Below are 22,457 nucleotides of genomic sequence, written 5' to 3'. Positions count from 1 at the left end.
CACCCATGGTCTTGTCCCGGCGCATCGCTGTCTGGCTGCTTGTGTCCGCGCTGGTCGCGGCGCAGGCGCTCGGCCTGATGCACCGCATCGTCCATGCGCCGCATGCCGGCTCCGTGCCTGTTGTGGCCGTGGCTGCCGGCCAGGGCCATCACGGCGCCGGCTGGGTCGCCGACCTGTTTGCCGGCCATGACGAGTCCAGCTGCCGCCTGTTCGACCCGCTCACCCACGACGGCCCGCCCTCGGTGCCGGCCCTGGTGCTGCCGCTGCTTCTGAGTTCGTATTTCCTCGATGTCTTCCAGGGCGAGTTCCTCGTCCGCTGGGCCGCGCTGTACGACGCGCGCGGCCCGCCCCCGCTTCGCTGATCCCCGCCCTTGAGCGCTGACCAGGCCCCCAGGCCTGGCGGCGCTCTGTTCGCGTCCGCATCAACGAAGCATTTTCATGACCACTGTTTTCCATCGCAGCGCCTTGTGCGCCGCGCTCTTTCCCCTGGCTGGCCTGGCCCAGTCTCCCGCCAACCCCGAGCTGTCCGAAGTCACCGTCACCGGCAATCCCCTGGGCGCTACAGAGTTGATAGCGCCTGCGGTGCAGCTGACGGGCTCTGAGCTGCTGTTGCGCTCCAAAACCACGGTGGGCGAAACGCTGGGCAACCTGCCCGGTGTGAGCAGCACCGGCTTCGGCCCCAACGCCAGCCGGCCCATCATCCGCGGCCTGGACGGCGACCGCGTGCGCATCCTGAGCAACGGCGGCGCCAGCGTCGATGCCTCCAGCCTGAGCTACGACCACGCCGTCAGCGCCGATCCGCTGAGCGTGGAGCGCATCGAGGTGCTGCGCGGCCCGGCGGCCCTGCTGTATGGCGGCAACGCCATCGGCGGCGTGGTCAACCTGATCGACAACCGCATCCCGCGCGAAGCCATGGAAGGCGCGACCGGCAAGGCCGACCTGGGCTTTGCCAGCGGCAACCGCGAGAAGGGCGGGGGCTTGCTGGTCGAGGGCGGCAACAGCCGCATCGGCCTGCATGCCGACGTCTTCAGCCGCAGCACGGCCGACGTGCAGGTGCCTGTGTCGCTGGTCTGCAGCAAGGACGGCGCCATCGGTTCGGCCAAGCGCATCTGCAACTCCGCCAGCGAGGTGCGCGGCGGCGCGGCCGGTGGCTCGCTGTTCTTCGACCAGGGCTACCTGGGCGCCTCGGTCAGCGAGTACCGCAACGACTACGGCACGGTGGCCGAGGATGATGTGACCATTGGCATGCGCTCGACCCGCTATGCGCTGGAGGGTGAGCTGCGCAATCCGGTGCGCTGGCTGCAGGGTCTCAAGCTCCAGGCCAGCCACACCGACTACCGCCACACCGAGTTCGAGGCCGGCGCGCCCGGCACGGTGTTCGGCAACCAGGGCAGCGATCTGCGGCTCGAAGCCCGCCACCAGAAGATCGGCCCACTGGAAGGCGTGGTCGGCCTGCAGACCGAGAGCACGCGTTTTTCGGCCGACGGCGCGGAGGCCTTCGCGCCCTACAGCAAGACGCAGCAGGCCGCGCTGTTTGCGTATGAAGAGCTGGCCATGCCCTGGGGCAAGTTCAGCTTTGGCGCGCGCGGCGAATCGGTGACCGTGCAATCGCTGGGCAATCCGCAGCTGGCACGCTTTGCCCCGGCCAGTCGCGACTTCCATCCGGCGAGCGTGTCGCTGGGCGCGCTGTGGAAGCTGGCGCCGGCCTGGCAGCTCACCGGCAACCTGGCCAGGAGCGAACGCGCGCCCAAGGACTACGAGCTGTTCGCCGACGGAGCCCACATCGCCACCGGCGCCTACGAGGTGGGCGACGCCAACCTGGGCAAGGAGAAGTCGACCAACACCGAGGTCGGCCTGCAGTGGAAGAGCGGCCACAACGAACTCAAGCTCAATGCCTTCAATGCGCGCTTTGCCAACTACATCGCGTTGGGGGCCACCGGCGCGCAGCGCGAGGTGGACGAGGAGTTGCTGCCCGAGTACGCCTACCGCCAGGTGCGTGCCACATTCCGCGGGCTGGAGGCCAGTGGCACCTTGCGCCTGCTGGATGCGGCATCGACCCTGGACCTGGAGTTGCGCGGCGACATGGTGCGGGCCAAGAACGAGAGCGACGGCCAGCCGCTGCCGCGCATCGCGCCACTGCGCGCCGGCGCAACCCTGGTCTGGGGCCAGGGACCCTGGGGCGCGCGCCTCGGCTTTGACCATGCGATGCGGCAGGACCGCGTGCCCGTCGGTGAGCTGCCCACCGACGCCTACACCTTGTGGAGCGCGGCCCTGAGCTACCGCATGCAGGCCGGGCCGGCCAGCATGCTCTGGTACGCCAGGCTGGACAACGCGGGAGACGCCCTGGCCTATAGCGCCAGCTCCATCCTGACCCAGACCGCACCGGGCAAGTCACCGCTGGCCGGGCGCAGCCTGAAGGTCGGCCTGCAGGCGGCCTTCTAGGAGCCGCGGAACAGGCTCATGCCCCAGGGCGTGAGCTTGACCGGCAGGTGGTAGTGCTGGGCCGTGTCGGCGATGCCGAAGCGAAAGACCAGCACGTCGACAAAGGGCGGCTCGGGCAGCACCGTGCCGCGCGCACGGTAATAGGCCGCCACGTGCAGGCGCAGCTCGTAAGGGCCGGGCGTGAACAGGTCCTCGTGGTGCTTGTCGGCGACCACGCCGTTGCTGCCGACAACGCCTTCGAACACCGTGTCGCCGCCGACCCGGGCGATCTGCACGTGCATGCCGCGCGCCACCACGCCGTTGGCGATGTCGACCACGTGAACGGATACGGCTTTCATGGGCGTCCTTGCTGCTGTGAGGCAGCCATTCTGCCGTGAGGCGGGAATTTTCGGGAACAGGGCGGCTATGCTTGCTGCTTGTCTTCGCCCGTCATCTCTTCCCTGCTGCCCGTGGTGCTGCTGATCGCCCTGGGCTTTCTGGCCGGCCGGCGCCAATGGGTGGGCGCCAATGCGGTCAAGGACCTGTCCAACCTGGTCTTCATCGTGCTGACGCCGGCCCTGCTGTTTCGCACCATGAGCAAGGTGCGGCCCGAGCAGCTGGACTTCGCGCCGGTGCTGGCCTACTTCATCGGCGTAGGTGTTCTGTTTGCCGGCACCCTGCTGGTCTGCGGCTTCAACCGCCGCGCCGCCGTGCTGGCCCTGGCCACCACCTTCAGCAATACCGTGATGATCGGCATCCCGCTGGTGGGACTGGCCTTCGGCGAGGCCGGCCTGGTGAGCCTGCTGACCCTGTACACCGTCCACACCCTGGTGCTGCTGACCAGCGCCACCGTGGTGCTGGAGCTGGCCGTGGCGCGCGAGGAAGCCGCAGCCGGCAGCCCGCAAGGCCGCTCGATGGCGCGCACCGTGATGACGGCGGTGCGCAACGCCATCCTCCACCCCGTTCCCTTGCCCATCATCGCCGGCCTGCTGTTCGCGCAGACCGGCCTGACCGTGCCGGAAGTGATCGACAAGCCCTTGCAGTTGCTGGGCCAGGCCTTCGGCCCCATTGCCCTGCTGCTGGTGGGCACAACGCTGGCCTATACCAAGATCGGCGAGCAGCTGCGCGGCGCATTGGTGCTGGCCACGGTGAAGAATCTGCTGCACCCGGCCCTGGTCGCAGCCGCCGGCTGGCTGCTGGGCCTGCACGGCCTGCCCCTGGCCGTGATGGTCGTGACCGCCGCCTTGCCCATCGGCGCCAACGTCTTCATGTTCTCGCAGCGCTATGGCGTGGCCGAGGAACTGATCACCGCCAGCGTGGGCGTCTCGACGCTGCTGGCGCTGCTGAGTATTTCGCTGGTGTTGTGGGCGGTGCAGTTGCTCTGACGCTTCTGTCGCCCGACTCTGTCTTGTCATCCCCGACTTGAGGGGCCTGAAACGCCCGGGATGTCGTGCAGGCCGCTTGGACGGCTCGCACGCAGGGGATTGACACCTCGCCGCCGGGCGCGCAAGGTTGGCGCGATTGCACGGTCAGAGGTCTTGATCAATCAACCCCCACCACATGGAGCCACTCATGGTCAATCTCATTGCCAGGTTCGCGCTTGTCGGCGCGTTGCTTGCAGCTTTTCTGCCGCCCGCCGTGGCACAGGGAAGTGCGGCGACGCAGGTCGGACCCGGGGTGAGCTATCAGTTCCTGGAACGTTGGGACGTCGACCGGCTCAACCGGATCCTCCAGGTCGACACCCCCGCGTTCGCGGGGATCCCCGTCAGCTACAGCCCGGCGCGCAACGCGGTCCGCCTGTACCGGGTCACCTACAACTCGGTCGCGCCGGAACGGGGAAACAAACAGGTCGTCGCGTCCGGCCTGCTCGCCGTCCCGGACACGCAGGAGACCAGCTTCCCGATGGTCTCCTATCAGCATGGGACCGTGTACCTGCGCGAGCAGGTTCCCTCCATGGCCGTGAACTCGCCCGAGACGCAGCTGATGATCGCGCAGTTCGCAGGGCAGGGCTATGCGGTGATCGGGGCCGACTACTTCGGCATGGGCACGTCCACGGAGCCGGAGGGCTACATGGTCATGGCAAGCCACCAGCAAGCCTGCCACGACCTGCTCCTGGCCAGCCGTGCCGTGCTCGGCCACCTCAAGCTGTCGGCCAGCAAGCTGTTCCTGGGCGGTTGGTCGCAAGGTGGCGCCGTGACGATGGCCTTCCTGCAGAAGCTCGAACGAGCGGGGGAAAAGCCCCTGGCCGCCGCCACAGCCGCCGGTCCGCTGGACCTGTTCGCCATGCTCAACGGCATCCTGAGCTTTCCGCGCCCGGAGAATGCCCCGTGGCTGACCACCATTGTCATCCTCTCGGCGTTTTCCTACGAGACCTACTATGGCGCATCCGGCCTGGCGCGGTCGGTCATCAACGACGCGGCCTATGACATCTCGCGCAAGGCATACGAGCGGCAAAAGTACGACCCCGCCGATGTTCCGATGGACATGCGCAAGTTGATGCGCCCCGAGTATTTCGATCCCCAGTTTTTCGCGGCCTCGAGCTACGGCAAGCTCCTCAAGGCAAACGAAACCTACGGCTGGTTGTACCGCACGCCAGTGCGCAACTACTACGGCGAGAAGGACGAAGCCATCCCGGTGGGTGTCGCGCGGCTGGGAATGACCTACGCGCAATCCATGGGCACCGGCAATCCCAGCGTACAGGCCATCTCCACCGGAGCGACGACGCACCGGGGAACATTCGCGACCGCCGTCCCCCAGTGGAAGACCTGGTTCGACGCGGCCCGGTGACGACGGCCTGCACCAGCTAGGGCGAGACGCGGCAGACGTTGGCCTCCTGCAGAGCGGCCATGGCATCACCATCGAGCGGGCGGGGCTGCTGCGCGAACCGGCCCAGCAGGCTCTTGAACATGGCGCTCATGCCGCCGGATGCGCCGGGGGCCTGCGAGGAGCGGCGGGCCGCGAGTTGCGCCGGGCCGGGCACGACCTGGGCCACGCCCATCATGCCGCCGTCCTCGTGCTCCAGGATGTGACAGTGGTACGCAAATTTGCCGATCATCAGCGGGTTGCGAAAGTCGATCAGCAGCTTGACCTGCCCTGGCGGCGAGCTGCCGTCCGTCTGGAAGGCCACGTTCACATTGTCCTGGTGGCCGATGAAAGGCTGGGGCACTCCGTCGACCTCCACAACCTGGAAGTCGGTCTGGTGGATGTGGAACACGTGCCACTCCCCGGTCGGATTGAGCACGGTCCATTCTTCCACCGTACCGGAAACGATGGTGGTGTCGACCCGGTTGTGGTCGAACTGCACCGGTCCATTTCCGTTGCCGGAATCGATGAAGAAGGTGTTGCCATCCGCCGATTCGCTGAAGGTGATGGTGCGTTTGCGTGCGATCGGCAGAGTGCGGAAGTCCTCGACCGGCGGCAACAGGACCGTCGAAAGCGCCAGCGGCTCGCGCGCTTCGCCCTGTGACACCACGGTGGCCAGGATGGTCTCGGTGGCGGTGTCGCCTTGCGGCCCGGTATCGATGTCCAGCGTCTTGAGCGCATAGATTCCCGGCGCAGCGCCCTGAATCAGTACTTCGGAGCGTGAGCCCGGGGCCAGCAGGATCTCGTCGGAAGCCACCAGCTGCGTGTGCCGATTGCCGTCGCGCGCCAGTTCGTACAGGGTATGACCCCCCAACTGGAGGCGGTAGTACAGATTGGCGCTGAGATTGCCGATGCGCAGCAATTGCGTCTCTCCTGGTGCAATGACCAGGGTGGGATTGGTCTGCCCGTTGACGGTGCGGTTGGTTGGCGCACTGCTGTCGATGTCGGCTGGCACCCGGCCGTCCGGCGTGATCTGAATGTCCTTGAGCAGCATCACCCGTTCGGTGATGCCGGCGAGCCGTTGGAGCGGTTCGGTGAGGCCCTCCACCAGCAGGCCGCCTGACAAGCCTCCCATCACCTGCTGCTCGGCACTGCCATGCTGGTGGCTGTGGTACCAATACAAACCGGCATTGTGGGTCGAAGGGATCGCCACCTTGTAGTTGATCTTTGTGCCCGGCGCGGCGTGAACGAAGATGTCGTCTGACGCTGTGCCGTCCGCATTGATGCGAGGCGACACGTTCATGCCGTGGTAGTGCTCGTTCGTGGGGGCGTTGGAGCGATTGTCCAACTCCAGATGGAGCGTGTCGCCGGGACGAACGCGCAGCAACGGAGGCGTGTACGAACGGTTGTAAACCGTCGTGGTGACCCATTGGCCGGCCACCTCCACCGTGCTTTCGGCCACCGTGAGCTTGACGCGGAGTTCGCCGTCGCTGCTGCTGATCTCCGGCGGGTTTCGGAAGGTCTCGATCGCTCCCTTGGACCCATCGCTACAGCCGCTACCCGCGCCGACTAGGGCCAGCATCCCCCAGGCCGCCAGGCGGGATGGACTCAGACCACAATTTTTTGAGAGGCTAAGACAACGCATGAGATGCTCCGCGCCGAGTGGAGTCCCATCATAGTTCTGAACAGCTTCCTGCTGTCGATCTCTCTGTCATGCCGGACCCGGCCCGGCATCCATGCCTGCCGATCTGGGGCGAACACGGGTGCATGCATCTGCCAGGGCGTGGACCAGGACCGGCGTTGGACGGTCCACCAACAGGCTTTGGCCCGCGCGCAGCACCACGTCGCGGCAATCGCCGTCCAGGGTGACCCAGACATTGCCCTCCAGGCACTCAATGCGGGCGCCCATCAGATTGGGGTAGCGGAGCGTGGCTTGCTTGCTGATGCGTTGCACCGGCACAGGCACAGGCATGGGCTGTGTGGCTGACCGGCCACGCCTGAGCGCCGCGAGCATCCGCAGCAAGGCTGTGGGACGGCAGAAACCTGCCTGGAAGTCCGGCGCATTGAGTGTGTTGTCCATGCTTTGCTCCTTGTGTTGTCGATGGAGCGAGTCTGGTTGGGCACCGGCGGCCGTGGTAGTGTGCGCACTACGGTAGGCGCCCCACCTGGCTACGGTAGCGGCTACCGTAGCCAGGAGGCGTGAAGCCACCCATCACAAGCATGCCGATCCGCCTAGCGCCACCCGAAGTGAAGTTCTGCAGCAGTGCCGACGGCACGCGCATCGCCTATGCCAGTTGGGGCGCAGGCCGCACCATCGTGCTGACGGGCTTGCACATGGGCGATGACCTGGATGCGCCCGGCCCGGTCACGGGACACTGGATTGCCGCGCTGTCCAGGGACGCGCGTGTGGTCTGTTTTGATGCGCGTGGCTGCGGCCTGTCGGAACGCCATGTCACGCGCAATTCGCTGGACGCCTGGGTCGAAGATCTGCATGCGGTGGTTCAAGCCGCAGGCCCAGGCCCCGTGGCACTGCTTGCATTGCTGCATGGCGCCACGGCCGCCATCGGCTACACCGTGACGCACCCCGAACGCGTGCAGCGCCTGGTGATCGTCGGCGGCTATGCCAGAGGCCGGTTGCGGCGCAACCCGGATGCAGCTCAACTCAAGGAAACCCACGCGCAGCTGGAAATGGTGGAGGTTGCCTGGGGCAGCAACCTGCCCTACAGCGCGGCCTACCGGCTGGCGTTCATCTCACGGCTGATGCCGCAAGCCGGCGAAGCCATCTGGGCGCAGTTGAGCGAGCTCACCGTGCGGCGCTGGTCCGGGCAGGTCGTGTTGGACTACCTGCATGCGATGTGGGCCATCGACCTGTCGGATGAACTTGCCCGCATCACCTGCCCTGCGCTGGTGATGCACATGCGCCAGGGCCAGGCTGTCCCTTACGAAGAGGGCCGCCGCATTGCGGCCTCCTTGGTGGGTGCCCGCTTTGTCACCTTGGACGGTGAAAACGAAGTGCCGCTGGAGACAGATGCTGCCTGGCCCGTCATGCGCGACGAGATAAGGACCTTCCTGGAACTTGGAGACACCAACGCGGCGGCTGGGCGGGTCGACGGTCCGGGGCTGACCGCGCGTCAGCTGGAGGTGCTGCGTGCCATCAGCCGGGGGCACACCGACAAGGAAATTGCCCGTACCCTCGGCCTGAGCCCGCGGACCGTGGAAATGCATGTTGCGCGCATCCTGGCTGCGCTGGATTGCCCCTCACGCAGCGCCGCTGTGCGCAAGGCGGTGGAGCGGCGACTGCTTGGTTGAGCAACGCTCAGGGATTGCCCTCTGGAACCAGGAGCACCGCCCCGGCGAGCTTGCGCACGGGGCTCTTGCGCATGTCGCAAGGCAGATCCCGGGCCTGCTTGGCGCCGGGCATCAGCACCGAAACGCCGTTGAAGTCGCTGCCGCCCTCGATTTGCATCACGGAGTACTCCGTGCCACTTTGCGCGAACATCAGAAACTCGCCCGCAACGCCGGCAGCTCTGTGGACGCGGGAAGCACCCGTGAACTGTTGCAGCGAGCCTGCCTTTTCGGCGGGAAAGCCCAACTCAATGTTGCCCGCCGTCCCGAACCGGTACTGCAGCCAGTCTGTCCCGCCGCAGACTGCAACGCTCTTCTTGCTGCCACGGATCTCGCAGGCGAAGTAGGTCTGTTCGCCGCTCAGGCACAGGCCCTGCGCAAAGACCTGGGTGCAGCCGAACAGGGCGGCGGCGATGGTGATGGTGAAACGGTGCTTCATGCGGGCTGAGGTGATGGATCGGTCGACATAGGCAGATCCCAGGTTTTGTGTTCATTTCGCACGCCGGTAGTGCATGGCGACCGCGCCGCAGCGCAGCGGCTTGGCCGAGATCAACTCCAGCCGCCGCGTGCTGGGCAGCCCGCCCTGGTACAGGGTCGGGCCGTGGCCGGCGATCCTGGGGTGGACGAGCAACTTGTACTCGTCGATCAGATCCAGCCGGTCCAGCTCGGTTGCGAGCTTGCCGCTGCCCAGGAGCACGCCGTTCGGGGTCGCGTCCTTGAGCTTTTGCACGCCCGCGCGCAGGTCGCCGGTGATGTGGCGGCTGTTGGTCCAGGGGAAGTCTTTTCGCGTCGAGGACACCACGTACTTGGGCTTGGCCTCCAGCTTGAGCGCCCACTCGCGCATCGCCGGCGGTGCGTCCACATCGCCGCGGGCGACCGCTGGCCAGTAGCTCTCCATCATCTCGTAGGTGACGCGGCCCCACAGCATCGCCCCGCCCTCGTCCATGAGTTGGGTGAAGAAAGCGTGTGTCTCGTCGTCGACGATCCCTTCCTGGTGGTCGACGCAGCCGTCCAGGGTGAGGTTGATGCTGAAGGTCAAGAGTCCCATGCTGTCCTCCGTTCGAGAGACGCGAACGAATCACTGCCGCCACAAAGCCCGCAGTCTAGCGAAGCAAGAGGCGAGCGAAGTGGAGGCCCTGAGTCCCCGGCTGCGCGGGGATGACAAGCTCTCAGGGAGCCAGCCGCTCCCGCAACCACCCATCACCGTCAGTCGTGTAGCGCAACCTGTCATGCAGCCGGCTCTTGCGGCCCTGCCAGAACTGCCACTCGGTGGGGACCAGGCGGTAGCCGCCCCAGTGCGGGGGACGCGGCGGCTTGAGAAGGAACTGGGCGCCGTACTTGGCCGCGTTGGCCACCAGCACCGAACGGCCGGAGATGACCTGGCTTTGCGGGCTGGCCCAGGCGCCGATGCGCGAGTCGAGCGGGCGGCTGGCGAAGTAGGCGTCGCTCTCCTCGGCACTGACTTTCTCCACCCGGCCCTCGATGCGCACCACCCGCTCGAGCTCCACCCAGTGGAACTGCAGGGCGGCAAAGGGATTGCCGGCCAGTTCGCGGCCCTTGCGGCTGTCGTAGTTGGTGTACCAGACGATGCCGTTGGCGTCGTAGCCCTTGATCAGAACGATGCGGGTGCTGGGGCGCAGGTCGCTGCCCACCGTGGCCAGGGTCATGGCGTTGGGCTCAGGCACCTGGGCGGCGATGGCCTCGTCCAGCCATTGGCCGAACTGGGCCAATGGATCGGCATGCGAGGCGTCCTCGCTCAGTTCGGCTTTCTCGTAGCTTTTGCGCAGCTGCGCCAGGTCGGTGGTGTCGCTCATGCGGCCAATGTATCAATTTGCGAATGCTGCGCTGCATCCAGGGTTAACCCGATGAACTTTTCAAGCCATCGGCATAGGCTGCCTCTGCAGATATCGAACAACACACAAGGAGACCCACGATGAGCGTCAGTTTCAATCTCAACGGCAAAGCCGTCACATCGCGAGCCGAACCCGACACGCCTCTTTTGTGGGTGGTGCGCGACGAGCTTGGCCTGACCGGCACGAAGTTCGGCTGCGGCGCGGCGCTGTGCGGCGCCTGCACCGTGCACCTGAACGGCCAGCCCGTGCGCTCCTGCCAGACCCCTGTGTCTTCTGTGGCCGGCAAGCGCGTGGCCACGGTGGAGGGCCTCTCGGGCACGCGCAACACGCACCCGCTGCAGGTCGCCTGGATCAAGCACGACGTGCCGCAATGCGGCTACTGCCAGTCGGGCCAGCTGATGAGCGCGGCCGCGCTGCTGCAGGCCAACAAGAACCCCAGTGATGCCGACATCGACGCCGCCATGAGCGGCAACATCTGCCGCTGCGGCACCTACCCCCGCGTGCGCGCCGCCATCAAGGATGCGGCCGCTTCCATGCGCAAGGCATAAAGGAACACGCACCATGAACACCACCACCAAGGCCGAACACAAGGCCGTTGCCGGCAGCTCGCGCCGCACTTTCCTCAAGGCTTCGGCCCTCGCTTCGGGCGGCCTGCTGATGGGCGTCTCCCTGCCCGCCGGCTTGCAAGCCGCGGGGACGCTGCACACGCCCAATGCCTGGGTCCACATCGCCGACGACAACACCATCACTTTGATTTCCGCGCGCTCGGAGATGGGCCAGGGGGTCTACACCTCCATGCCCATGCTGATCGCCGAAGAGCTCAACGTCGACATCCGCAAGATCAAGGTCGCCATCGCGCCGCCCAACAACAAGCTGTACGGCAACCCGCTGCTGGGTGGGCCGCAGCTCACGGGCGGCTCGACCTCGGTGCGCGACGGCTGGGAAAAGCTGCGCATCGCCGGCGCCCAGGTGCGCGAGATGCTGGTCAGCGCCGCCGCCAGCAAGTGGAACATCGACCGCTCTCAGCTCAAGGCCGAGAACGGCATGGTCACCGGCCCCGGCGGGCGCAAGGCCACCTATGGCCAGCTGGCCGAGGCGGCATCCAAGCTGCCTGTGCCCGAGAAGGTGGCGATCAAGGAGCCCAAGGACTTCCGCATCGTCGGCAAGCGCACGCCGCGCCTGGACACACCGGCCAAGACCAATGGCACGGCGGAGTTCGGCATCGACGTCAAGCTGCCGGGCATGACCTATGCCGCGCTGGAGCAGTGCCCCGTCATCGGCGGCACGGTCAAGAGCTTCGATGCCGCCAAGGCCAAGGCCATGCCGGGTGTGCTGCACGTGGTGCAGATCCCCGACGGCGTGGCCGTGGTGGCCGACAGCTGGTGGCGCGCCAACCAGGCCCGCAAGCAGCTGGCCATCCAGTGGGACGAGGGCGCGGGCGCCAAGCTGAACAACGCCATGATGCTGGACGGCATCCGAGCCGCGTCCAAGACCGGCAAGCCCTTGCCGGTCAAGGCCGTGGGCGATGCGGAGGCCGTGATCGCCGCCTCGCAGCGCGTGGTGCGGCGCGAGTATGTGTCGCAGCTGCTGTCGCACTCGCCGCTGGAGCCGATGAACTTCACTGCGTCCTATGCCAACGGCAAGATGCTGCTGATCGGGCCCACGCAATGGCAGGACGGCGCCCAGGGCGCGGTGGCCAAGGCCATCGAGATGAAGCCCGAAGACGTGGCGGTGCAGACCACCTTCCTGGGCGGCGGCTTTGGCCGGCGCATCGACCTGGACTTCATCGTGCAGGCAGCGCAGATCTCCAAGGCCATCGGCAAGCCGGTCAAGCTGCTGTGGACGCGCGAGGACGACATGACGCACGACTTCTACCGTCCGCAGTCGCTGCACCAGATGGCGGCGGCCCTGGGGCAGGACGGCAAGCCCACGGCCATGACCTTCCGCATGACCTCGCAGTCGGTCACCGGCCGCGTCTTCGGCCTGCCCGGCGAGGTGCAGGACCCGCTGATGACGGAAGCGGCGCTGGCGGCCTACGAGATCCCGGCCATCAAGCACGACATCGTCAAGCACGACGCCGGCCTGCGCGTGGGCTACTGGCGCTCGGTCAGCCATTTGCTCAACGCCTTTGCCAACGAGAGCTTCATCGACGAGCTGGCCAAGGAAGCAGGGCAGGATCCCTATGCCTACCGCATGTCCATGCTCAAGAACCAGCCGCGCTTTGCCAACGTGCTCAAGCTGGCGGCCGACAAGGCCGGCTGGGGCATGCCGCTGCCGGCGGGCCGGGCGCGCGGCATCGCGCTGATGGAGGGCTACGATACCTACATGGCACAGGTGGCGGAAATCAGCATGGAGGGCGGCAGCGTGAAGGTCCACAAGGTGACTGTGGCGGCCGACCTGGGCCGCATGGTCAACCCCGACACGGTCGAGGCGCAGATCCAGTCCAGCGTGGTGTTCGGCATGGGCGCGGCCCTGATGCAGGAGATCACCCTGGTCAACGGCCGGGTGCAGCAGACCAACTACCACCAGTTCCCGGTGGTGCGCATGAACGAGTCGCCTGCCATCGACATCATCCTCGTCGACAGCACCGAAAAGCCCGGCGGCATCGGTGAACCGGCCACCGCCGTGGTGGTGCCGGCGATCGCCAATGCGGTCGCCACCCTCACCGGCAAGCGCGTGCGCACGCTGCCGATGACGGCGGACGCCATCAAGGCAGCGTGACAGGAAGAGCGCTGCAACCGGTGGTGCTGGTGCTTGCCTCGGGAAGAGGCGAGCGCTTCCAGGCCTCCGGCGGCAGCGGCTCCAAGCTGCAGGCCTTGCTGGCCGGCAAGCCGGTCCTGGAACACACGCTGGACGCCGTGCGCGCCAGCGGCCTGCCTTTCCATCTGGAAGACGCCGGCCATGCCGGCATGGGCGACAGCATCGCCGCCGCCATGCGGGCCACCCGCGATGCGCCCGGCTGGCTGATTCTGCCGGGCGACCTGCCCCTGGTGCGGCCCGAGACCTTGCGCGCGGTGGCGGCCGCGTTGCAAAGCCACGCCGTGGTCGTCCCCGTCTACCGCGGCCAGCGCGGCCACCCGGTGGGCTTTGCCATCGCCTGCGGACCCCAGCTTTCCGTTTTAGAGGGAAATCAGGGCGCAGCCCCCGTCCTTCGGACCTGGGGTGCTATGGAATTGGAAGCGGACGATGCCGGCACCGTGACCGACATCGACACGCTGGACGACCTGGCTGCGGCTGAGCGTCTGCTGGCCCAGCGTGCCCGCTGAAGCGACCCTCAGGACTTGACGATCACCGCGCAGGCCAGCCGCGGCCCGGCGTTGCCGGTGGGCTGGGTCTTGTAGTCGTCGGGGTCGCGGTGGACGATCAGGCCCTTGCCGCTGATGTCGGTGACGCTGGCGCCCACGCTGATGCTTGTGGACTCGAAATTCACCGTGGCCACGCCGTTGGCGTCGGCCTTCAGGCTGGGCAGGTCGCCCGCGTGGTGCATGGCGGCCGAATGGGCGGCATGGGGCATCGCCGTGGGATTGAAGTGGCCGCCCGCGCTCATGCCGTCGCCGCTGCTGCAGTCGCCCTTTTCATGGATGTGGAAGCCGTGTTCCGCGTTGGGCTTGAGGCCGCGGACTTCGCCGTTGACCAGCACCTTGCCCTCCTTTTGCACGAACTGCAGCGAACCGGTCACGGCGCTGCCGGTGGTGGGTGAGAGCTTGGCGCTGGCGCGCGGGCCGGGGCTGAAGACGGCGCAGCCGGCCAGGGTGGCCGCAGCCAGGAACAGGGATGACAGGGTGATGCTTGTCTTCACGGGATGCCTCCTTGGATGGGAAGCCTCCACTGTAGGGCGAATCACGCGTGTGCGGTCAGCGCCTGGACAGTTTCAGCAGGCGCTCCAGGGCGCGGTCGCGGATGTTGTGCCGCTGCAGTTCCTCGAAGGTGCGGGCCGCGTAGTCCAGCGTCGTGCCGTAGATGCCGGTGGCGGCGGCGAAGATCTGGCGGTACTCCTCTTCGCTGAGCACACCGGTGTGGCTGGGGCTGCGGCGCGACAAGGTGAAGGCCAGGGCCTTGACGCTGCCATGCGGCGTCTGGCAGGGCAGCCAGCGCGGGTCGTACACGCCCATGGCCATCTCGCGCTGCCACAGCCGCTCCAGCACGGCCGGAGCCTCGTGCGCCGGGATGCGAAAGACCACGCCCTGGCAGCAGCCGCCCGAGAGCATGCCGAACACCAGGCCGGGCCGCTCGGGCGTGCCGCGGTTGATGCGGCTCCACATCTTCAGGGCCCGGTGCCAGCCATGGACCTTGGCCGGCCGGCGTTCGGCGTATTCGAAATCGGGCTTCCAGATGAGAGAGCCATAGCCGAAGACCCACAGGTCCTGGTGGCCGCCCCAGGCGTGCAGCACCTGCGCCAGCATGGGGGCGGGGTCGCGCAGGGGTTGGGGCAGGGTGCTCATGAATGCAAACTTTAACGCGGCGCGGCGGGACGCCGCCGCTCGTAACCGGTACGTCCCTCAGAGCGGGTGTTCCGGGGTAGGATGACTGTAATTTAGTTACCTGTCCCACGATGCCTCTTCATCCTGTTGTAGCCCGCGTCACAGAACGCATCCGCGAACGCAGCGCGCCGCAGCGCAGCGCCTACCTGGCCCGGCTGGACATTGCGGCCAACCGCGACCGCGGCGCCGACCGCCTGGGCTGCGCCAATGTCGCCCATGCCTTTGCCGGCGTTCCCGACAACGACCGCTTTCGCATCGTTGCCGAGCGCGCCCCCAACATCGCCATCGTCAATTCGTACAACGACATGCTCTCGGCCCACGCGCCGCTGGGCAGCTATCCGGCCATCCTCAAGGACGAGGCACGGCGTCACGGCGCCACGGCCCAGGTGGCCGGTGGCGTGCCCGCCATGTGCGACGGCGTGACCCAGGGAACGCCGGCCATGGAGCTGAGCCTGTTCTCGCGCGATGCCATTGCCATGGCCACGGCCGTCTCGCTCAGCCACGATGTCTTCGACGCCGCCCTGATGCTGGGCATCTGCGACAAGATCGTGCCGGGCCTGCTGATCGGTGCTTTGCACTTCGGCCACCTGCCCACGGTCTTCGTGCCCGGCGGCCCCATGCCCAGCGGGCTGTCCAACAGCGACAAGGCCAAGGTGCGCGAGCAGGCGGCGCAAGGCCTGGTCGGCCGCGCCGAGCTGATGGCCGCCGAGCAGGCGGCCTACCACGCGCCTGGCACCTGCACCTTCTACGGCACGGCCAACAGCAACCAGATGCTGCTCGAAGCCATGGGCCTGCACGTGCCGGGCACGGCCTTCGTCAATCCCGGCGACGGCCTGCGCGAGCACCTGACGCGCGAAGCCGCACGCACCGTGCTGGGCATCGTCAAGGCCAGGCGCTTCGCACCCATAGGCCGCATCGTCGACGAGCGCTGCATCGTCAACGCGATGGCGGCGCTGCTGGCCACCGGCGGCTCGACCAACCACCTGATCCACTGGGTGGCGGTGGCGCGCTCGGCCGGCATCTCCATCGACTGGGACGACTTCGCCGAGCTGTCCACCGTCGTGCCCCTGCTGTCGCGGGTCTATCCCAACGGCAGCGCCGACGTCAACCAGTTCCAGGCGGCGGGTGGGCCGGGTTACGTGATCCGCGAGCTGCTCGACGCCGGCCTGATGCACGAAGACGTGCTGACCGTGCGTGAAGGCGGCATCCGCGAGTACACCCGCGAGCCGGTGCAAGAGGGCGCCGGCCTGGCCTGGAGCGCCATCGGCGCCTCGCGCGACGAGGCCGTCGTGCGGCCGGCTGCCGCGCCCTTCAGCGCCACCGGCGGCCTCAAGCTGCTGACCGGCAACCTGGGACGCTCGGTGATCAAGGTCTCGGCCGTGCCGCAGGACCGGCATCTGATCGAGGCGCCGGTGCGCATCTTCGACGGCCAGGAGGAACTGCAGGCCGCCTTCAAGGCCGGCGAGCTGGACCGGGACCTCATCTGCGTGGTGCGCTGGCAGGGGCCGCAGGCCAATGGCATGCCCGAGCTGCACAAGCTGACGCCGCCACTGGCCGTGCTGCAAGGTCGCGGCTTCAAGGTGGCCTTGGTGACCGATGGCCGCATGAGCGGCGCCTCGGGCAAGGTGCCGGCGGCCATCCATGTCTCGCCCGAGGCGGCGGCCGGCGGCCCGCTGGCCAGGCTGCGTGACGGCGATGTGGTGCGGCTGGACGCCGATGCCGGCAGCCTGCAGGCCCTGGTGCCGCAAGCTGAGTGGGACGCGCGGGAGAACGCGCTGATGCCGCAGGCCCTGCGCGACGCCAATGGCCTGGGCATGGGCCGCGAGCTGTTTGCCGGTTTCCGGCGCGGCGCTTTGGAAGCCGAACAAGGAGCCTGCACATGGCTGTGACCCTGACCTCTCTGGATGTGATGCGCGATGCGCCGGTGATCCCGGTGATCGTGCTGACCGATGTGGCCCAGGCCGTGCCGCTGGCCCGCGCCCTGGTGGCCGGTGGCATCCGCATGCTGGAAGTGACGCTGCGCACGCCGGTGGCCCTGGCCTGCATCGAGGCCATCGCCAAGGAAGTGGAAGGCGCCCAGGTCGGCGCCGGCACGGTGCGCAGCGCCGCCGACGCGCAGGCCGCGGCCATGGCCGGCGCGCGCTTTGCCGTCAGCCCGGGCTACACCCAGGCCGTCGGCAAGGCCTGCCACGACCTGGGCCTGCCCTTGCTGCCCGGTGTGGCCACCGGCAGCGAGATCATGGCTGCGCAGGAAGACGGCTACACGGCGCTGAAGTTCTTCCCCGCGCTGCAGGCCGGCGGCACGGCCATGCTCAAGGCCTGGGGCGGGCCGTTTGGCGACGTGCGCTTCTGTCCCACCGGCGGTGTCAGCGTGGCCAATGCGCACGAGTTCCTGGCGCTGTCCAACGTCGAATGCGTGGGCGGCTCCTGGCTGACCCCGGCCGATGCGGTGGCGCAGGGCGACTGGGCCCGCATCACCCAGCTGGCGCGCGAAGCCGTGGCCCTGGCACGCAGCTGACGCAAGGGGCCGGGCCTGGCGGCCCGCCCGGCTTGATTTACTTCTCGCCCTTGGCGGTGATCTCGCCGGCCTTGTTGGCACGGGTGGTCTCGGTCTTGCGCGCGGCGCGTGCGGCCTGCTTCTCGTCCTTGGGGACCTTGGCCTTGGCATCGGGCACGGGGTTGCCTTCGGCCGGCGTGCCGTCCTTGGCGGCAACCGCGCCCTCGCTCTTGCGGGCGGTCTTGCCCTCGGCCTTTTCGGCGGCGGTGGCCTTGGCCTTGGGGGCGGGCAGCTTGGTGCCCGGCGGCACGGCTTCGGCCGTGGCGGGTTGGGCGAAGGCGGCGGTGGCCAGCAACTGGGCCAGCGCGAACGACAGGATCAGGGTGGTCTTTTTCATGGCAGTGTCCATTTCAGCTTGGGGTGTCTTGCCCGTCAGCCAATCTGACGGGTCCGGTCATGTTCGCCGCGCCGGCACAGACCGGAAACTGCCGCAAGGCCAGGAAACGCCCCACTCTTTGGAGGGAGTCGGGCCCTAGAAGGCGCAGCCGCAGCCCAGTGCGCCCCAGAACGCATCGCCGTCGCGTGCCGGTGCCGGCGCCGTTGCCGTGAACAGGTGGCGATGGCCGTGCACGCCGCAAGGGGCCGCACAGCAGGCTGCCGACGATGCGGCCGCCATGTTCGAGAAAGGCTTGTAGCGGCCCACGGGTGACCAGTCGGGGCTGGCCCGCGGCAGCGGCGGCGCCAGTGGGCCGAATTCGCCGTCACCGTGCACGGGCTTGCCGCCGACCACGGTGAGCACGGCGCTCAGCGCCTTGATGCGCGCTTCGGGGATGTGGAAATAATCCTCCGACAAGGCGATGAAGTCGGCGTACTGGCCGGGCTTGAGCGCGCCTTTGCGGCCGTTCTCGGTGGAGAACCAGGCGCTGCCCTCGGTGTACAGGCGCAGGGCCGTCATGCGGTCCAGCAGCCAGGGCTGCGGATACAGCGGTGTGCCGCCCACGGTCTGGCCGGTGACCAGCCAGTGCAGGCCGACCCAGGGGTTGTAGCTGGCCACGCGGGTGGCGTCCGTGCCCATGCCGACGGGCACGCCCATCTCCAGCATCTTGCGCACCGGCGGCGTGCGCTGGGCGGCGGCCACGCCGTAGCGCTCGATGAAGGCCTCGCCCTGGTAGGCCATGCGGTGCTGCACGGCGATGCCGCCGCCGAGCTCGCGGATGCGCTCGATGTTGCGTTCGCTGATGGTCTCGGCGTGGTCGATGATCCAGTGCAGGCCGGTCAGGGGAATCTCGGCGTGGACCCTTTCGAACACATCGAGGATGCGGGTGATGGACTCGTCGTAGGTGGCATGGATGCGGAAAGGCCAGCGGTTGGCGGCCAGGGTGCGAGTCACCTCCAGCAGTTCGTCCTCCATGCTCTCGGGCAGGTCGGGCCGCGGCTCGCGGAAGTCCTCGAAGTCGGCCGCCGAGAACACCAGCATCTCGCCGGCGCCGTTGTGCCGCAGAAAGGCATCTCCGTCGCCCGGCTTGACCAGCTTGGCCCAGCGCACGAAGTCGTCTTTCTCTGCCTTGGGCTTCTGGGTGAACAGGTTGTAGGCGATGCGCAGCGTGAGCTCGCCGGCCGCCGCCAGCTTTTGCACGATCTGGTAGTCGTCGGGGTAGTTCTGGAAGCCGCCGCCTGCGTCGATCACCGAGGTGATGCCCAGGCGGTTGAGCTCGCGCATGTACAGGCGGGTGGAGTTCTCCTGGTCTTCGGGCGAGAGCTTGGGGCCCTTGGCCAGCGTCGCATAGAGGATGCTGGCGTTGGGCCGCGCCAGCAGCAGGCCGCTGGGTTCGCCGCGGCTGTCGCGCACGATCTCGCCGCCCGGCGGGTTGGGCGTGTCGCGGGTGTAGCCGCAGGCGCGCAGAGCGGCGCCATTGAGCAGGGCGCGGTCGTACAGGTGCAGGATGAAGACCGGCGTCTCGGGCGCGGCGGCATTGATCTCGGCCAGTGTCGGCAGGCGCTTTTCGGCAAACTGGAACTCGGCAAAGCCGCCCACCACACGCACCCACTGCGGCGCCGGCGTGCGCTGCACCTGCTCGCGCAGCATGGCCATGGCGTCGGTCAGGCTGGGCACGCCGTCCCAGCGCAGCTCCATGTTGTAGTTCAGGCCGGCGCGGATCAGGTGGGTGTGGCTGTCGTTCAGGCCGGGCACCACGCGCCGGCCCTGCAGGTCGATGCGCCGTGTGGCCGGGCCTTGCAGCCGGGCCAGTTGGGCTGGTGTGCCCACGGCCTGCACCAGGCCGTCTTTCACCGCGATGGCCTCGACCTCGGGCTGGGCCGGGTCCAGTGTGGTGATGCGGCCGTTGAAGAAGACGATGTCGGCTGTTTGTGTCATGTTGCTATCTTGCCGTGCCGCTGCGCGCCAGCCTCGCCCGAAAGAGGGAGCGCGCTTCAGGCCAGGTGGCATTGGAGAACCCCGGCACTGTTCAGCCTGCGTCCTGCGCCGGCAGCAGGTGGCGCACGCGTGGCGGCTCCGTGCCTGTGTGCCAGCGCAGCACCTCGTGCTGCAGCTGCGCGTCGGCGTGCGAGACGCGTTGGTGCTGGCGCAGGTGCTCCTCCCAGGATTCCAGCACAAACCATTCGACCAGGGTGCCAGGCTGCTGAGCGTCCTGCGCCAGGCCCCAGGTGGATGCGCCGCCCTGGCGCCGCATGCGTGCCAGGGCCTGCATGGTCTGGATGAACTGCGGCCGCTGTCCGGCCTGCACCTGGTAGTCGATCTGGACCAGCACCGGGCCAAGGCCGCCCGCCGTGCCGTGCGCAAGGGGCGGCTGCGGCCAATGCCCGGACGGCGTGAGGTCGTCCTCGCCCGCGGGCAGCGGCGTGCGCTTTGCCCACGCAGCGGCGCCGGCCAGGCCCACTGCGGCAAGCGCCAGCGTGGCCGGGATACCCAGGCCCTGCGCCACGGCGCCCCAGGCCAGACTGCCAGCCGTCATGGCGCCGTTGAAGACCGTGAGGTAGACGGCGAGCGCGCGGCCGCGCACCCAGTCGGGCAGGATGGACTGGGTGGCGCCGTTGAACGTCGTCAGCGCGATGATCCAGCCGGCGCCCATCAGCAGCATCAGGGCCAGGGCCAGCCACTGCGGTGGTGCGAAGGCCAGGCCCGCCATGGCGGCGGCCACCAGGCCCGCCGCGAGCAACACCAGGCCGTCTGCGCCCAGCAGGACGCGCAGTCGGGGCAGGGCGACAGCGCCCACGATGGCGCCCATGCCGATGGCGCCCAGCAACAGGCCGTAGAAGCCCGGTGTGCCGTGCAGCATCTGGCGCGCGACCAGGGGCAGCAGGGCCCAGACGGCGCTGGCAAAGACGAAGAAGACGGCGCTGCGTCCCAGCAACTGGTGCAGCTGCGGGCTGGCCCGCGTGAAACGGTAACCAGCGCGCAAGGCGCCGAAGAACTGTTCGCCGCCGGCTGCGGACGCGGCTGGCGGCCGCTTCCACCACAGCAGGGCAGCGACCACCGCGACGTAGGTCAGCACGTCGGCGCCATAGGTCAGGGCCGCGCCGGCCAGGCCCAGCACCAGGCCGCCCAGCGCCGGGCCGATGGCACGCGCGACGTTGATGCCCAACGAGTTCAAGGCCACCGCGCTGCGCAGGCTGGCACGGTCCACAAGCTCGGGCACGATGGACTGCCAGGCAGGTCCCATCAACGCGGCGCCTGCGCCGCCCAGGAAGGTGAGCCCGACCAGCCAGGGCAGGGTCAGCGCCGACTGCTGCGCCAGCAGCATCAGGGTGGCGCTGACGGCGCCGAGCAGGAGCTGGATGGCGATCAGCAGGCGTCGCCGGTCGATGGTGTCGGCCAGCACGCCGGCGGGGATGGCCAGCAGGAAGATCGGCAGCGTCGCGGCCGCCTGGATCAGTGCGACGGCGGCCGGCGTAGGCGAGAGCTCGGTGATGGTCCAGGCGCTGGCGACGTCGCGCATGAAGCTGCCGACGTTGCCGACGATGGCTGCCAGCCAGAGCACGGCGAACGCCGGCTGGCGCAGCGGCGCGAAGCCCGTTTGCGACGCCTTGCCATCGGCCATCCTCAGGCCTGGCGCGAGCTGGGCCTGGCCGGCTTGCCGGCCGGCGGCGTGGCGCAGGGCAGGGCGCCGAACATGTGGGGCTTGACCTGGTGGGCCAGCCAGGAGACGGCGGTGGACTCCCTGGCCAGGGCCTGGCGCAGCAGCGGCGGGATCTGCTCGCCCAGCAGGATGCCCAGCAGGCCGACCAGGGCGATCACCGGCGGCGCCGGCGAGCGCACCTGGAAGGCGCCGTAGATGGCGCCCACCAGCAGGCCCAGCGCCAGGGTCACGAGGTAGGCTTTCATCCCTCGTGGCCGCCGAACATGGTGCCGGCGTAGATGATGCCCAGGCCGTAGGCACCGCCCAGGCGTGCCGCGATGCCGGTGGTCAGACCATAGGTCTCGCCGCGCGCCCAGTCGCGCTGCAGCTCCAGCAGGTACTGCAGCGCCGTCATGGGGACGGCGCCGGCCTGCACCATGCGCGTGATGGCGCGCTCATGGGCTTCGGCCGAGACATCGCCGCAGGCGTCGGTGATGACGTAGACCTCGTAGCCCTGTTCCAGCGCCGACAGCACCGGGCCGACGATGCACACCGAGGTCCACAGGCCGGACAGCACGACGCGCGGTTTTCCAATGGCATTGACGGTGTTGATGACGGCGCTGTCCTCCCAGCAGTTCATCGAGGTGCGGTCCAGCATCTCCTGGCCGGGGAAGGCGGCCGTGACTTCGTCGAACATGGGGCCGGAAAAACTCTTCTCGGCCACCGTGGTCAGAATGGTGGGCACCTTGAAACCGGCCGCCGCATGGGCGACGAGGGCGGCGTTGGTGCGCAGCTGGACGACGTCGATGGACTTGGTGGCGAAAGCCATCTGCGACTGGAAGTCGATCATCAGCAAGGCGTGGTTGGCCGGCGTGAGCAGGCCGGCTGCGGGCGTGGTGGTGGCGGTCAGGGCCATGGCAGATCCTTGGAATGGGGTTGCGGGAACCCGAGTCTGGCGCCGCCGGCGCCGCAGTTCATCTAC

Annotated in this window: 23 protein-coding genes; 10 read left to right on the top strand and 13 right to left on the bottom strand. The window is 68.2% G+C overall.

What is annotated here, in order from left to right; all coding sequences use genetic code 11:
* The first annotated feature begins 5 nt into the window (after positions 1-5).
* Positions 6-362, top strand: a complete 357-nt coding sequence (locus tag Q0632_RS03385; protein ID WP_298924337.1) for a hypothetical protein — start codon at positions 6-8, stop codon at positions 360-362.
* Between the two features lie 76 nt (positions 363-438).
* Positions 439-2,442 (top strand): TonB-dependent receptor, encoded by a 2,004-nt coding sequence (locus Q0632_RS03380; RefSeq protein WP_298924335.1) that lies wholly within the window; start codon positions 439-441, stop codon positions 2,440-2,442.
* Here Q0632_RS03380 and Q0632_RS03375 read toward each other — a convergent pair.
* Positions 2,439-2,780 (bottom strand): hydroxyisourate hydrolase, encoded by a 342-nt coding sequence (locus Q0632_RS03375; protein WP_298924333.1) that lies wholly within the window; start codon positions 2,778-2,780, stop codon positions 2,439-2,441. The two genes, Q0632_RS03380 and Q0632_RS03375, sit on opposite strands and share 4 nt — an antisense overlap.
* A gap of 78 nt (positions 2,781-2,858) precedes the next feature.
* Here Q0632_RS03375 and Q0632_RS03370 point away from each other — a divergent pair, with 78 nt between their 5' ends.
* Complete coding sequence (locus Q0632_RS03370; RefSeq protein WP_298924331.1) at positions 2,859-3,806, top strand: AEC family transporter; 948 nt, start codon at positions 2,859-2,861, stop codon at positions 3,804-3,806.
* A 187-nt stretch (positions 3,807-3,993) separates the two neighbouring features.
* Positions 3,994-5,208, top strand: coding sequence for an alpha/beta fold hydrolase (locus Q0632_RS03365; RefSeq protein ID WP_298924329.1), 1,215 nt, complete (start codon positions 3,994-3,996; stop codon positions 5,206-5,208).
* 16 nt (positions 5,209-5,224) lie between these two features.
* On the opposite strand, the gene Q0632_RS03360 is transcribed toward Q0632_RS03365, so the two are convergent.
* Positions 5,225-6,805, bottom strand: coding sequence for a multicopper oxidase family protein (locus Q0632_RS03360; protein ID WP_298924327.1), 1,581 nt, complete (start codon positions 6,803-6,805; stop codon positions 5,225-5,227).
* A 129-nt stretch (positions 6,806-6,934) separates the two neighbouring features.
* Positions 6,935-7,303: a DUF2917 domain-containing protein gene (locus tag Q0632_RS03355; RefSeq protein ID WP_298924324.1), complete on the bottom strand. Its 369-nt coding sequence runs from the start codon at positions 7,301-7,303 to the stop codon at positions 6,935-6,937.
* A gap of 140 nt (positions 7,304-7,443) precedes the next feature.
* On the opposite strand from Q0632_RS03355, the gene Q0632_RS03350 reads away from it, so the two are divergent.
* The gene (locus tag Q0632_RS03350) at positions 7,444-8,532 is read left to right on the top strand and encodes an alpha/beta fold hydrolase (RefSeq protein WP_298924322.1); all 1,089 of its coding nucleotides are present in this window, start codon (positions 7,444-7,446) and stop codon (positions 8,530-8,532) included.
* A gap of 7 nt (positions 8,533-8,539) precedes the next feature.
* Here the strand turns inward: Q0632_RS03350 and Q0632_RS03345 are convergent, their stop codons facing one another.
* The 3 genes from Q0632_RS03345 to pdxH all read right to left on the bottom strand — a co-directional run bounded on the left by Q0632_RS03345 (position 8,540) and on the right by pdxH (position 10,382).
* Entirely contained in the window at positions 8,540-9,007 is a 468-nt protein-coding gene (locus Q0632_RS03345) for a hypothetical protein (protein WP_298924321.1), read from the bottom strand.
* Between the two features lie 51 nt (positions 9,008-9,058).
* The gene (locus Q0632_RS03340; protein WP_298924319.1) at positions 9,059-9,616 is read right to left on the bottom strand and encodes a dihydrofolate reductase family protein; all 558 of its coding nucleotides are present in this window, start codon (positions 9,614-9,616) and stop codon (positions 9,059-9,061) included.
* A gap of 121 nt (positions 9,617-9,737) precedes the next feature.
* A complete protein-coding gene (gene pdxH, locus Q0632_RS03335; RefSeq protein WP_298924317.1) occupies positions 9,738-10,382 on the bottom strand; it encodes a pyridoxamine 5'-phosphate oxidase in 645 nt (214 codons plus the stop codon).
* A 119-nt stretch (positions 10,383-10,501) separates the two neighbouring features.
* On the opposite strand from pdxH, the gene Q0632_RS03330 reads away from it, so the two are divergent.
* The 3 genes from Q0632_RS03330 to Q0632_RS03320 are packed head-to-tail and all read left to right on the top strand — an operon-like array spanning position 10,502 to position 13,687.
* Positions 10,502-10,969 (top strand): (2Fe-2S)-binding protein, encoded by a 468-nt coding sequence (locus tag Q0632_RS03330; RefSeq protein ID WP_298924315.1) that lies wholly within the window; start codon positions 10,502-10,504, stop codon positions 10,967-10,969.
* A 13-nt stretch (positions 10,970-10,982) separates the two neighbouring features.
* Positions 10,983-13,142: a xanthine dehydrogenase family protein molybdopterin-binding subunit gene (locus Q0632_RS03325; protein WP_298924313.1), complete on the top strand. Its 2,160-nt coding sequence runs from the start codon at positions 10,983-10,985 to the stop codon at positions 13,140-13,142.
* Positions 13,139-13,687: a nucleotidyltransferase family protein gene (locus tag Q0632_RS03320; protein ID WP_298924310.1), complete on the top strand. Its 549-nt coding sequence runs from the start codon at positions 13,139-13,141 to the stop codon at positions 13,685-13,687. The genes Q0632_RS03325 and Q0632_RS03320 overlap by 4 nt, the downstream gene beginning before the upstream one ends.
* Before the next feature lie 8 nt (positions 13,688-13,695).
* On the opposite strand, the gene Q0632_RS03315 is transcribed toward Q0632_RS03320, so the two are convergent.
* Both Q0632_RS03315 and Q0632_RS03310 read right to left on the bottom strand, forming a co-directional pair.
* The gene (locus Q0632_RS03315; protein WP_298924309.1) at positions 13,696-14,220 is read right to left on the bottom strand and encodes a superoxide dismutase family protein; all 525 of its coding nucleotides are present in this window, start codon (positions 14,218-14,220) and stop codon (positions 13,696-13,698) included.
* Positions 14,221-14,275: 55 nt separating this feature from the next.
* A complete protein-coding gene (locus tag Q0632_RS03310; protein ID WP_298924307.1) occupies positions 14,276-14,863 on the bottom strand; it encodes a gamma-glutamylcyclotransferase in 588 nt (195 codons plus the stop codon).
* Between the two features lie 110 nt (positions 14,864-14,973).
* Here Q0632_RS03310 and edd point away from each other — a divergent pair, with 110 nt between their 5' ends.
* Entirely contained in the window at positions 14,974-16,791 is a 1,818-nt protein-coding gene (gene edd, locus Q0632_RS03305; protein ID WP_298924305.1) for a phosphogluconate dehydratase, read from the top strand.
* Positions 16,782-17,420, top strand: a complete 639-nt coding sequence (eda, locus tag Q0632_RS03300; RefSeq protein ID WP_298924303.1) for a bifunctional 4-hydroxy-2-oxoglutarate aldolase/2-dehydro-3-deoxy-phosphogluconate aldolase — start codon at positions 16,782-16,784, stop codon at positions 17,418-17,420. The genes edd and eda overlap by 10 nt, the downstream gene beginning before the upstream one ends.
* Positions 17,421-17,457: 37 nt before the next feature.
* Here the strand turns inward: eda and Q0632_RS03295 are convergent, their stop codons facing one another.
* From Q0632_RS03295 to Q0632_RS03275, 5 genes are all read right to left on the bottom strand, one after another.
* Positions 17,458-17,796 (bottom strand): hypothetical protein, encoded by a 339-nt coding sequence (locus Q0632_RS03295; RefSeq protein ID WP_298924301.1) that lies wholly within the window; start codon positions 17,794-17,796, stop codon positions 17,458-17,460.
* Between the two features lie 135 nt (positions 17,797-17,931).
* The gene (locus tag Q0632_RS03290) at positions 17,932-19,773 is read right to left on the bottom strand and encodes an amidohydrolase (RefSeq protein WP_298924299.1); all 1,842 of its coding nucleotides are present in this window, start codon (positions 19,771-19,773) and stop codon (positions 17,932-17,934) included.
* Between the two features lie 91 nt (positions 19,774-19,864).
* Positions 19,865-21,457 (bottom strand): MFS transporter, encoded by a 1,593-nt coding sequence (locus tag Q0632_RS03285; protein ID WP_298924297.1) that lies wholly within the window; start codon positions 21,455-21,457, stop codon positions 19,865-19,867.
* Between the two features lie 2 nt (positions 21,458-21,459).
* The gene (locus Q0632_RS03280; RefSeq protein ID WP_298924295.1) at positions 21,460-21,741 is read right to left on the bottom strand and encodes a DUF1427 family protein; all 282 of its coding nucleotides are present in this window, start codon (positions 21,739-21,741) and stop codon (positions 21,460-21,462) included.
* Complete coding sequence (locus tag Q0632_RS03275) at positions 21,738-22,391, bottom strand: hydrolase (RefSeq protein WP_298924293.1); 654 nt, start codon at positions 22,389-22,391, stop codon at positions 21,738-21,740. Before Q0632_RS03275 ends, Q0632_RS03280 begins: the two co-directional genes overlap by 4 nt.
* Between the last annotated feature and the right edge of the window lie 66 nt (positions 22,392-22,457).

Source organism: uncultured Ramlibacter sp. (genome assembly GCF_936925435.1).
Taxonomy (GTDB): Bacteria; Pseudomonadota; Gammaproteobacteria; order Burkholderiales; family Burkholderiaceae_C; genus Ramlibacter.
This window is presented reverse-complemented; position numbering and strand designations above follow the sequence as displayed.

Excerpts from the sequence above, each read along its gene's own strand:
- Q0632_RS03280 (WP_298924295.1), bottom strand. The coding sequence starts at position 21,741 with ATGAAAGCCTACCTCGTGACCCTGGCGCTGGGCCTGCTGGTGGGCGCC.
- Q0632_RS03295 (WP_298924301.1), bottom strand. The coding sequence starts at position 17,796 with ATGAAAAAGACCACCCTGATCCTGTCGTTCGCGCTGGCCCAGTTGCTG.
- Q0632_RS03285 (WP_298924297.1), bottom strand. The coding sequence starts at position 21,457 with ATGGCCGATGGCAAGGCGTCGCAAACGGGCTTCGCGCCGCTGCGCCAG.
- Q0632_RS03340 (WP_298924319.1), bottom strand. The coding sequence starts at position 9,616 with ATGGGACTCTTGACCTTCAGCATCAACCTCACCCTGGACGGCTGCGTC.
- Q0632_RS03290 (WP_298924299.1), bottom strand. The coding sequence starts at position 19,773 with ATGACACAAACAGCCGACATCGTCTTCTTCAACGGCCGCATCACCACA.
- Q0632_RS03350 (WP_298924322.1), top strand. The coding sequence starts at position 7,444 with ATGCCGATCCGCCTAGCGCCACCCGAAGTGAAGTTCTGCAGCAGTGCC.
- Q0632_RS03365 (WP_298924329.1), top strand. The coding sequence starts at position 3,994 with ATGGTCAATCTCATTGCCAGGTTCGCGCTTGTCGGCGCGTTGCTTGCA.
- Q0632_RS03330 (WP_298924315.1), top strand. The coding sequence starts at position 10,502 with ATGAGCGTCAGTTTCAATCTCAACGGCAAAGCCGTCACATCGCGAGCC.
- Q0632_RS03385 (WP_298924337.1), top strand. The coding sequence starts at position 6 with ATGGTCTTGTCCCGGCGCATCGCTGTCTGGCTGCTTGTGTCCGCGCTG.
- Q0632_RS03345 (WP_298924321.1), bottom strand. The coding sequence starts at position 9,007 with ATGAAGCACCGTTTCACCATCACCATCGCCGCCGCCCTGTTCGGCTGC.
- pdxH (WP_298924317.1), bottom strand. The coding sequence starts at position 10,382 with ATGAGCGACACCACCGACCTGGCGCAGCTGCGCAAAAGCTACGAGAAA.
- edd (WP_298924305.1), top strand. The coding sequence starts at position 14,974 with ATGCCTCTTCATCCTGTTGTAGCCCGCGTCACAGAACGCATCCGCGAA.
- Q0632_RS03375 (WP_298924333.1), bottom strand. The coding sequence starts at position 2,780 with ATGAAAGCCGTATCCGTTCACGTGGTCGACATCGCCAACGGCGTGGTG.
- eda (WP_298924303.1), top strand. The coding sequence starts at position 16,782 with ATGGCTGTGACCCTGACCTCTCTGGATGTGATGCGCGATGCGCCGGTG.
- Q0632_RS03360 (WP_298924327.1), bottom strand. The coding sequence starts at position 6,805 with ATGCTGGCCCTAGTCGGCGCGGGTAGCGGCTGTAGCGATGGGTCCAAG.
- Q0632_RS03310 (WP_298924307.1), bottom strand. The coding sequence starts at position 14,863 with ATGAGCACCCTGCCCCAACCCCTGCGCGACCCCGCCCCCATGCTGGCG.
- Q0632_RS03355 (WP_298924324.1), bottom strand. The coding sequence starts at position 7,303 with ATGGACAACACACTCAATGCGCCGGACTTCCAGGCAGGTTTCTGCCGT.
- Q0632_RS03380 (WP_298924335.1), top strand. The coding sequence starts at position 439 with ATGACCACTGTTTTCCATCGCAGCGCCTTGTGCGCCGCGCTCTTTCCC.
- Q0632_RS03275 (WP_298924293.1), bottom strand. The coding sequence starts at position 22,391 with ATGGCCCTGACCGCCACCACCACGCCCGCAGCCGGCCTGCTCACGCCG.
- Q0632_RS03325 (WP_298924313.1), top strand. The coding sequence starts at position 10,983 with ATGAACACCACCACCAAGGCCGAACACAAGGCCGTTGCCGGCAGCTCG.